Below are 10,527 nucleotides of genomic sequence, written 5' to 3'. Positions count from 1 at the left end.
GTGCGCGCCGCGGCGCGCACTCCGTTCAATTATGAGTGACGGCACGCGTCGCCGCGAGGCGGTCGAGGACCAGCCTCGCCGTCTCCGAGGGAGTCGAGCCGACCCGTACGCCGACCGCCTCCAAGGCCCGCTTCTTGGCCTCGGCCGTCCCTGAGGAGCCGGAGACGATCGCCCCGGCGTGCCCCATGGTCCTGCCCTCGGGCGCGGTGAATCCGGCGATGTAGCCGATCACCGGTTTGCTGACATGGCCCGCGATGTAGGCCGCCGCCCGCTCCTCCGCGTCGCCGCCGATCTCACCGATGAGCACGATGATCTCGGTGTCCGGGTCGTCCTGGAACGCGGCGAGGCAGTCGATGTGGGTGGTGCCCACGACGGGGTCGCCGCCGATTCCGACCGCCGAGGAGAAGCCCGTCTCGCGCAGTTCGTACATGAGCTGGTAGGTGAGTGTGCCGGATTTCGAGACCAGCCCGATCCGGCCGGGCTTGGCGGCGATGTCCGCCGGGATGATGCCCGCGTTGGACTGTCCCGGACTGATCAGTCCGGGACAGTTGGGACCGACGACACGGGTGCCCCGCTCCTTGGCGTACGCCTGGAAGGCGACCGCGTCATGGACCGGGATGCCCTCGGTGATCACGACCGCCAGTTCGATGCCGGCGTCCGCGGCCTCGATGACGGCGGCCTTCGCGAACGGCGGCGGTACGAAGACGACCGTGACGTCCGCGCCCGTCGCCTCCATGCCTTCGCGCACCGAGCCAAAGACGGGCACGGCGCGGTCGTCGAAGTCGACGGTACGGCCCGCCTTGCGCGGGTTGACACCGCCGACGACATCGGTGCCGGCGGCGAGCATCCGCCGGGTGTGCTTCATGCCCTCGCCGCCGGTCATGCCCTGGACGAGGACCTTGCTCTCCTTGGTCAGAAAGATCGCCATGGTGTCCGCTCTCCTTGAGCCGGGTGGTCGGATCCGGTTGGTCGGGCTGCTATCCGGCGGACGCCAGTACGGCGGCCTGGCGGGCCGCCCCGTCCATCGTGGTGACCTGGTCCACGAGCGGATGCGCGCGGTCCGTGAGGATCGCACGGCCGCGGGCCGCGCTGTTGCCGTCGAGGCGCACCACGAGCGGCTTGGTCAGCCGCACCGATTCCAGCGCCTGGACGATCCCTTCGGCGACGGCGTCACAGGCCGTGATGCCGCCGAACACATTGACGAACACGGACTTGACGTCCGGGTCGGAGAGGATGACGGACAGCCCGTCAGCCATCACCTGGGCGGACGCCCCTCCCCCGATGTCGAGGAAGTTGGCGGGACGGGCACCGCAGCCGGCGACCACGTCGAGAGTCGACATGACCAGGCCCGCGCCGTTGCCGATGATGCCGACCTCGCCGTCGAGCTTGACGTAGTTGAGTCCCTTGGCCGCCGCGGTGGCTTCGAGCGGATCGGTGTGCGGATCCTCCGCGGTGTCGCCCCAACGCACCTGCCGGAAGCGCGCGTTGTCGTCAAGAGTGACTTTGCCGTCAAGGGCGACAATCAGCCCGTTGGCCGTACGCACCAACGGATTCACCTCGACCAGCAGGGCGTCCTCACGGACGAGTACCTGCCACAGCGCCTGGAGTACCGGAACGGTGTCGGGAGGCAGTTTCGCGGCTGCCGCGATCTCCGCCGCCTTGGCCTCGGTCACTCCCTCCTCGCGATCGATCGGGATACGGGCGACCGCCTCCGGACGGGTGGCCGCGACCTCCTCGATCTCCATTCCGCCCTCGGCCGAGGCGATCGCCACGAACGTCCCCGCCGCACGGTCGAGGACGTACGAGACGTAGAACTCGGCCGCGATGTCGACCGGTTGAGCGAGCATCACCTTTCTGACGGTGTGACCCTTGATATCCATGCCGAGGATCTGACGCGCGGTCAGTTCGGCGGCGGCCGGATCGATCGCGAGCTTGACCCCGCCCGCCTTGCCCCGGCCCCCCGTCTTCACCTGTGCCTTGACGACCACACGGCCGCCGAGACGCTCGGCGGCGAACCGGGCCTCCCTGGCCAGTTCCACCACTTCGGCCTCGGGCACCGGGATGCCGTAGTCCGCGAAGAGTTCTCTTGCCTGGTGCTCGTACAGATCCATGCCGGCTCCCATTTGACGAAAGTGCCGCACGCCCCCTGGACACCATCCACCGGATGCGGGATAACAAGCTTCATACAGTATTCGTCGACTGTATGCAATGTACCGGGAGGGCCACCGCCCTCCCCTACGAAGGGACAGGACCGCCCTCATGTCCGATGACAGCCAGGAGCTCGTTTCCGGTGGTCATCTGGTCGCCAAGGTACTCAAAGCGGAAGGTGTAGAGGTCGTCTACACCCTCGGCGGCGGCCGGATCACGGACCTCCATGACGGCTGCGCCGACGAAGGTATCGCGGTGGTCGGCGTACGGCAGGAGCGGGTGGCCGTCCACGCGGCCGACGGCCACGCGAGAATCACCGGCCGGCCCGGCTGCGCGGTGGTCACCTCCGGTCCCGGTATCACCGACGCCCTCACCGGCGTCGCGGGCGCGTTCCGCGCCGAGTCCCCGATGCTGCTCATCGGCGGCCGGAGCGCGGACGGCCGGCACACGATGGGGTCGCTCCAGGAACCGCCGTACGTGGACCTGATGGACCCGGTCACCAAATTCGCCGCCACCGTGCCGGACCCGGCACACGCGGCCGGCCTGGTGTCGATGGCGTTCCGCGAGTGCCGTCTCGGCGCGCCCGGCCCGTCCTTCCTGGAGATCCCGAGCGATGTACTGGATGCCAAGGTGCCACTGGAGAAAGCCCGGATCCCCGAGGCCGGTCACCACCGGGCCCCGGCCCGCGCGGCCGGTGACCCCGAGGCCGTCGAGAAGCTCGCCGATCTGCTCGTCCGGTCCGAGAAGCCGGCCGTCCTGTTCGGCGGCCAGGTCTGGACGACCGGCGGGACCGACGCCGCCCTCGCGCTGGTGCGGGCACTGAACCTTCCCGCCTATACGAATGGAGCGGGCCGCGGCACCCTGGCGCCCGGCGATCCGCACCACTTCGAACTCTCCCGCCCCTACGCGTTCGCCAACGCCGATCTCATCGTCGTCGTCGGCACTCCGTCCGACATCCGCGCGGGATACGGCACACGGCTCTCGCCGACCGCGACCGTCGTCCAGATCGACCTCGACCACCGCACCCTCGACAAGAACCGCGACATCGACCTCGGTATCACGGGCGACGCGGGCCTGGTGCTCTCGTGGGCCACCGAGGCCGCGAGCGCGCGGATCGACTCGGGCGCCGTCCGGCGCAAGGCGTGGCTGGAGGAGCTGCGTACCGCCGAGCGGACGGCGGTCGAGAGGCGGCTGCCGCAGCTCACCTCGGACGCCGCGCCCGTCCACCCGTACCGGCTGGTCCACGAGATCGACCGGTTCCTCACCGAGGACTCGGTCTACATCGGCGACGGCGGCGGCATCGTCGCCCTCGCCGGGCAGGTCGTCCAGCCCAAGTCCCCGGGCCACTGGCTGGATCCGGGCCCGTTCGGCACACCCGGGATCGGCATCCCGTTCGTCCTCGCCGCCAAGCGGGCCCGGCCGGACAAGGAGGTCGTGGCGCTCTTCGGCGACGGCGCCTTCCCGCGGACCGGCTGGGACTTCGAGACCCTCGTCCGCCTCAATCTGCCGTTCGTCGGCATCATCGGCAACAACTCCCCCACGAGTCCGACCCGTTACGCCGGGGCCGCCGCATACGGCCCCGCGCGGGAGCGGGCCGGCGCCGGCCAACTCGGCGCCGGCCAATCCGGAGACATCCGACCCGGAGACATCAGCTACGACACATTCGCCCAGATGCTGGGTGGTTACGGCGAAGAGGTACGCGACCCGGCCGACATCGCGCCCGCGCTCCGGCGGGCCCGCGAGTCCGGGCTGCCCTCGCTGATCAACGTTCGGGTCGACCCCGACGCGTACGTCCCCGGAACCATGAACCAGACCAGGTACAAGTAGAGGAGCCCCCTCATGACGCAGGCTCTTGAGACCGCAGTGGGAACGAAGGCGCTCACAGGCATACGGGTGCTGGACATGACGCACGTTCAGTCCGGCCCCTCGGCGACGCAGTTGCTCGGCTGGCTCGGCGCCGACGTGGTGAAGCTGGAGGCACCCAGCGGCGACATCACGCGCAAGCAGCTCCGTGACATCCCCGATGTCGACTCGCTGTACTTCACGATGCTCAACTGCAACAAGCGGTCCATCACCCTCAACACCAAGACGGAGCGCGGCAAGGAGATCCTCACGGAGCTCATCCGCCGCTCCGATGTGATGGTGGAGAACTTCGGTCCGGGAGCCGTGGACCGTATGGGTTTCACCTGGGAGCGCATCCGGGAGATCAACCCGCGGATCGTGTACGCCTCCATCAAGGGCTTCGGCGACGGCCCGTACACCAACTTCAAGGCGTACGAGGTCGTCGCGCAGGCCATGGGCGGCTCGATGGCCACCACCGGCTTCGAGGACGGGCCCCCGCTCGCGACCGGCGCGCAGATCGGCGACTCCGGCACCGGCATCCACGCCGTCGCCGCCATTCTCGCCGCGCTCTTCCAGCGTGAGCACACCGGTCGCGGCCAGCGCGTCAATGTGGCGATGCAGCACGCGGTGCTCAATCTCTGCCGGGTGAAGCTGCGCGACCAGCAGCGTCTGGCGAACGGCCCGCTCGCCGAGTACCCGAACGAGGACTTCGGCGACCAGGTGCCGCGCAGCGGCAACGCGAGCGGCGGCGGGCAGCCCGGCTGGGCGGTCAGATGCGCGCCGGGCGGCCCCAACGACTACGTGTACGTGATCGTCCAGCCCGTCGGCTGGCGGCCGGTCACCGAGCTGATGGGCCGGCCCGAGCTGGCGGACGACCCGGAGTGGGCGACCCCCGAGGCCCGGCTGCCCAAGCTGGGCAAGATGTTCCAGCTCATCGAGGAGTGGACCAGCACCCTGCCCAAGTGGGAGGTGCTGGAGAAGCTCAACGCCCACAACATCCCGTGCGGACCGATCCTCTCCACCAAGGAGATCATCGAGGACGCCTCGCTGGCCGCGAACGACATGGTCATCGAGGTCGCCCATCCCGAGCGCGGGTCGTTCACCACCGTCGGCAACCCGCTGAAGCTCTCCGACTCCCCCGTGGACATCGTCACCTCCCCTCTGCTGGGCGAGCACAACGACGAGGTGTACATCGGCGAGCTCGGTCTCGACGACGAGGAACTGCGCCTGCTCAAGTCGAACGGAGTCATCTAGCAGTGGACAGCACGGAACCGAATCAGCAGGCCGTACGGGCGGTCCTGGACGCCGCGCTCGCCGCCGGCCGTACGGCCCTGACCGCTCCCGAGGGGAAGGCCGTGACCGACGCGTACGGCATTCCCACCCCGGCCGAGGCGCTCGCCGAGACCGTCGACGACGCCGTGGCACTCGCGGACCGGATCGGTTTCCCGGTCGCACTGAAGATCGTCTCCCCGGAGATCCTGCACAAGACGGAAGCGGGCGGTGTGCGGATCGGCCTGAACTCGACCGCGGAGGTACGTGGCGCGTTCCTGTCGATCATCACCAATGTGCGGGCGTACGATCCGCGGGCACGCATCCTCGGCGTCCAGGTGCAGCAGATGGTGCCGGCCGGTACGGAGGTGCTGATCGGTACCGTCACCGACCCGACCTTCGGCAAGATCGTGGCCTTCGGCCTCGGCGGAGTCCTGGTGGAGGTCCTGAAGGATGTCACTTTTCGGCTCGCGCCGGCGACACACGACGACGCGCTGTCGATGCTCGACGGGATCCGCGCCGCGGAGGTCCTGCGCGGGGTGCGCGGCGGCGCGGCGGCGGACCGGGAGGCGCTGGCCGGTCTTGTGGTCAAGGTGTCACGGCTGGCGGCCGACTTCCCCGAGATCGCGGAGGTCGACCTCAATCCGGTGTTCGCGTCCGAGAACGGGGCGATGGCCGCCGACGTACGGATCCTGCTGACCGGCGAGGTGCCGGCCGCGCGGCGTACGTACACCCGCGAGGAGATCCTCACCTCCATGGGGCGGCTGATGAAGCCCGCCTCGGTCGCGGTGATCGGGGCGTCCGGCGAGGCGGGCAAGATCGGCAACTCGGTCATGCGCAATCTGATCGACGGCGGTTTCCCGGGCGAGATCCATCCGGTGAACCCCAAAGCCGATGACATACTCGGCCGTAAGGCGTACAAGAGCGTGATGGACGTGCCTGGTGAGCCTGATGTGGCGGTCTTCGCGATCCCCGCGAAGCTCGTCCCGGCGGCCCTGGAGGAAGTCGGCCGCAAGGGCATACCGAACGCCGTGCTGATCCCGTCCGGCTTCGCCGAGAGCGGCGAGCACGAACTCCAGGCGCGGATCGTGTCCATCGGCGAGGAGTACGGTGTACGGCTGCTCGGGCCGAACATCTACGGCTACTACTCCACCTGGCAGGACCTCTGCGCCACCTTCTGCACACCGTACGACGTCAAGGGGGGCGTGGCGCTGACCTCGCAGTCCGGCGGTATCGGCATGGCGATCCTGGGCTTCGCCAGGACCACCGGGACGGGCGTCTCGGCGATCGTCGGCCTCGGCAACAAGTCGGACCTCGACGAGGACGATCTGCTGACCTGGTTCGGCGAGGACCCGAACACGGAATGCATCGCGATGCATCTGGAGGACCTCAAGGACGGGCGCGCCTTCGTGGACGCGGCGCGCGCGACCGTACCGAGGAAGCCGGTGGTGGTCCTCAAGGCCGGACGTACGGCGGCGGGGGCCAGGGCGGCGGGCTCGCACACCGGCGCGCTCGCCGGTGACGACGCGGTGTACGACGACATCCTGCGGCAGGCCGGTGTCATCAGGGCGCCGGGACTGGGCGAGATGCTGGAGTACGCGCGGGCGCTGCCCGTGATGCCCACTCCGCGCGGCGACAACGTCGTGATCATCACGGGCGCCGGCGGCTCCGGTGTGCTGCTCTCGGACGCCGTCGTCGACAACGGTCTGTCGCTGATGGAGATCCCGCCGGATCTGGACACGGCGTTCCGCGCCTTCATCCCGCCCTTCGGGTCGGCGGGCAATCCGGTGGACATCACCGGTGGTGAGCCTCCCTCCACCTACGAGGCGACGATCAGGCTGGGGCTGGAGGATCCGCGGATCCACTCGCTGGTGCTCGGGTACTGGCACACGATCGTCACTCCGCCGATGGTCTTCGCCGAACTGACGGCGCGGGTCGTGGCGGAGCTCCGGGCCAGGGGCATCCACAAGCCGGTGGTGGCGTCGCTCGCGGGCGATGTGGAGGTGGAGGAGGCGTGCCGGTACCTCTTCGAGCGCGGTGTGGTGGCCTATCCGTACACCACGGAGAAGCCGGTCGCCGCACTCGGTGCGAAGTATCAGTGGGCACGGGCCGCGGGGTTGCTGTGATGCGGCGCGCGCACAACGAGATCGCTGATGTGACACATCGTCAGCGCCAACAGTCGTCCGGTGGACCGGGGTTCGTGCCCGGGACCGCCGGAGGTCCGGGGGTTGCACCCGGGACAACACAACCGGTGGGCCAGGATCGCGGGGTCTCCACGAGACACCGTCAGCAGCTCCGCGCTCCTGGTGCACCGTCAGAACAGCACACCGGTCAGGTGGTTGGGAGGTTACCGATGACCTAGCCCGCCCGGGGCAGCACGAAAGGTTTTGGACAGGGGGCGCTGGCCAGCTCTTTCGATGCAAGGGGTGCAACACCACATGACAACTACCGAAATCCCTACTTCCGTCCCCTTCAAGGAGGTGACGGACGGCAACGGCCGTGTGTACCGGATCGGTGAGACCGACCGGGACATCATGGGCCGTCCCCGATGGACGATGGTGCTCTTCCCCTGGATGGGAATGCTGGGCATCAGTTCGTCGGAGTACGCGTTCACCTCGGCGGAGGACACTCTGCACGAGGCACACCTGTGGAGCAGCGGGCACATCTTCTGGCTGATGGGTGTCTGGATCTTCTTCCAGGCGGCCGTGGCCTTCCCCGCCGGGCAGCTCCGTGAGAGCGGCAAGCTGCCCGCCCGGTACGCCATGATGCTCGGCGCGCTGGGTACGTTCCTCGGTTATCTCTCCCTGGCCTACGCGCCGCATGTGATCGTGGCGTACATAGGCTTCGGAATGTTCAGCGGTATAGGCGCGGGTCTGGTCTATGCCACCTGTGTGAACATGGTCGGCAAGTGGTATCCGGAGCGCAAGGGAGGCAAGACCGGCCTCGTCAACGGCGGTTTCGCGTACGGCTCCGTGCCCTTCGTCTTCCTCTTCACCTCGTACATGGACCTGAGCAACTACCAGCCCGTTCTGGTGGCTGTCGGTGTCATCTGCTGCCTGGTCGTCGCCTTCGCCGGCTGGTTCTTCAAGGACCCGCCGAAGTACTGGTGGCCCACGGGCGCGGACCCGCTGAAGACGTCGGAGGACCCCCGTATCCGGCGTGCGCTGGAGAAGAACCCGCCGGCGCTGAAGCAGTACACACCGAAGGAAGCGGCACGGACGCCCGTGCTGTGGATGATGTGGTTCTGCCTGCTCTGCACGGCCGGAATCAACATCTTCGGTATCGCCTTCCAGGTCCCCTTCGGCAAGGACATGGGCTTCGCGGGCGGGATCGTGGCGACCGCGATGTCACTCAAGGCGATCGTGAACGGTACGGGACGCGGTGTCATCGGCTGGATCTCCGACCGGTACGGACGCCGTAACACACTGATCATCGTCTGTCTGGTCCTGGGCAGCGCGCAGTTCGGTGTGCTCATCTCCGGCTCCATGGGAAGCATGCCGTTCTTCCTGTTCTGCTCGATGGTCTCCGGCTTCGGCGGCGGCGCGATCTTCCCGCTCTTCGCGGCGATGACGGCGGACTACTTCGGGGAGAACAACAACGCTTCCAACTACGGCATGGTCTACAGCTCCAAGCTGATATCCGGCCTGGTCGGCTCCGGTATGGGAGCCGTGGTGGTGGCCGCCTGGGACTACGAGGGCGCGTTCGTCATCGCCGGAAGCATCGGTCTCGCCTCGGCCGTACTGGCCCTGTTCCTGAAGGCGCCAGGAAGGCCGAGTCACAAGAAGGTCAAGCCCAACCCCAACCCGATCGGTCGGGAGATCGCCTGAAATGACAGCACAACCTCTCTCCGGTACGTCCGCGTCGGCTTCGGCCGGCGCGGGCTACCGCGAAATCACCGACGCACGCGGCCGTGTCTACCGGATCGGTGAATCCGACCGGCAGATCCTCGGCCTCCCCCGCTGGACGATGGTGGCGCTGCCCTGGCTCGCCATGCTCGCCATCAGCGTCTTCGAGTACGCCTTCGGGGCTGCGGAGGAGACCCTGTCCAAGGCTCATCACTGGAGTTCGACGAACACCTTCTGGGTGCTCAGCGTCTGGATCTTCTTCCAGGCCTCCGTCTCCTTCCCGGCCGGCCGGCTGCGGGAGAAGGGCATCCTCACCAGCAGGGCGGCCATGCTCATCGGCTCGTTCTTCTCGCTGGTGGGATTCGTCAGCCTCAGTCATGCGCCGAACATCTGGCTCGCGATGGTGGGCTTCGGCCTGCTGGGCGGGCTCGGCTCCGGACTGATCTACTCGACCAGTGTGAACATGGTCGGCAAGTGGTACCCGGAGCGCAGGGGCGGCAAAACCGGGCTGGTGAACGGGGCGTTCGCCTATGGCGCCGTGCCGTTCATCTTCCTCTTCACCTACGGTTTCGACACCTCGAACTACCACACGGTGCTCGACCTGGTGGGGATCTACGTCCTGGTGCTGACGCTGGTCTCGGGCCTGTTCTTCAAGGATCCGCCGAAGAACTGGTGGCCGGAGGAGGTGGATCCGCTCAACATCGCCGGGGATTCGAAGACCGGCAGGGCGCTCGCCAAGAACCCGCCCGCGGTACGGCAGTTCACGCCGAAGGAGGCGTTGAAAACAGGTGTGGTGCCACTGATGTGGCTCTGCATGCTGTGCTGTGCCGGTGTGTCGATCTTCGGCATCTCCTTCCAGGTGCCGTTCGCGAAGGAGATGGGCTTCGGCCCGCTCATCGCGGCGTCGTCCATGGGGGTGATGTCGGTGATCAACGGCACCGGGCGCGGTGTGGTGGGCTGGCTGTCGGACAAGCTGGGCCGGCGGACGACGCTGACCTATGTGTGTCTGACCCTGGCCGTGGCCCAGTTCGGTGTGCTGTGGGCGGGCGAGATCCGCAACCAGACACTGTTCCTGGTCTTCGCCTTCCTGTCGGGCTTCGGCGGCGGTGCGTTCTACCCGCTGTTCGCGGCGCTGGTCCCGGACTACTTCGGGGAGAACAACAACGCCTCGAACTACGGCATGGTCTACAGCGCCAAGCTGATCAGCGGCCTGTTCGGCGGTGGTCTCGGCGCGGTCGTGGTGGCCTCGTGGGGCTTCGTCGGCGCGTACGTGGCATCCGGTGTGGTCTCGCTGATCGCCGCGGGACTCTCACTGGCACTGCGGCAGCCCGGCGGTCCGGAACGCGGGCGAAGGACGGTCGTACTGCCGTGGGCGCGTACGCGCGCGCCGGGTGAGGCGCCCGCCTGACCCGGCGAAGGCGGG

General features: G+C 68.1%; 7 protein-coding genes. 5 read left to right on the top strand and 2 right to left on the bottom strand.

Annotated features, from left to right (window positions below; all coding sequences use genetic code 11):
- Positions 1-25: 25 nt before the first annotated feature.
- Both sucD and sucC read right to left on the bottom strand, forming a co-directional pair.
- The gene (gene sucD, locus BFF77_RS13570; protein ID WP_066948407.1) at positions 26-928 is read right to left on the bottom strand and encodes a succinate--CoA ligase subunit alpha; all 903 of its coding nucleotides are present in this window, start codon (positions 926-928) and stop codon (positions 26-28) included.
- Positions 929-977: 49 nt separating this feature from the next.
- Positions 978-2,111 (bottom strand): ADP-forming succinate--CoA ligase subunit beta, encoded by a 1,134-nt coding sequence (sucC, locus tag BFF77_RS13565; protein ID WP_066948416.1) that lies wholly within the window; start codon positions 2,109-2,111, stop codon positions 978-980.
- A 148-nt stretch (positions 2,112-2,259) separates the two neighbouring features.
- On the opposite strand from sucC, the gene BFF77_RS13560 reads away from it, so the two are divergent.
- The 5 genes from BFF77_RS13560 to BFF77_RS13540 all read left to right on the top strand — a co-directional run bounded on the left by BFF77_RS13560 (position 2,260) and on the right by BFF77_RS13540 (position 10,512).
- Entirely contained in the window at positions 2,260-3,975 is a 1,716-nt protein-coding gene (locus BFF77_RS13560) for a thiamine pyrophosphate-binding protein (protein WP_066948404.1), read from the top strand.
- A gap of 12 nt (positions 3,976-3,987) precedes the next feature.
- Complete coding sequence (frc, locus tag BFF77_RS13555; RefSeq protein WP_066948402.1) at positions 3,988-5,244, top strand: formyl-CoA transferase; 1,257 nt, start codon at positions 3,988-3,990, stop codon at positions 5,242-5,244.
- Positions 5,245-5,246: 2 nt separating this feature from the next.
- The gene (locus BFF77_RS13550) at positions 5,247-7,385 is read left to right on the top strand and encodes an acetate--CoA ligase family protein (protein WP_066948399.1); all 2,139 of its coding nucleotides are present in this window, start codon (positions 5,247-5,249) and stop codon (positions 7,383-7,385) included.
- Between the two features lie 312 nt (positions 7,386-7,697).
- Entirely contained in the window at positions 7,698-9,086 is a 1,389-nt protein-coding gene (locus BFF77_RS13545) for an OFA family MFS transporter (RefSeq protein WP_066948397.1), read from the top strand.
- 1 nt (position 9,087) lies between these two features.
- A complete protein-coding gene (locus BFF77_RS13540; RefSeq protein WP_079125123.1) occupies positions 9,088-10,512 on the top strand; it encodes an OFA family MFS transporter in 1,425 nt (474 codons plus the stop codon).
- The last annotated feature ends 15 nt before the right edge of the window (positions 10,513-10,527 follow it).

Source organism: Streptomyces lushanensis, from assembly GCF_001700515.1.
Lineage (GTDB): Bacteria > Actinomycetota > Actinomycetes > Streptomycetales > Streptomycetaceae > Streptomyces > Streptomyces lushanensis.
This window is presented reverse-complemented; position numbering and strand designations above follow the sequence as displayed.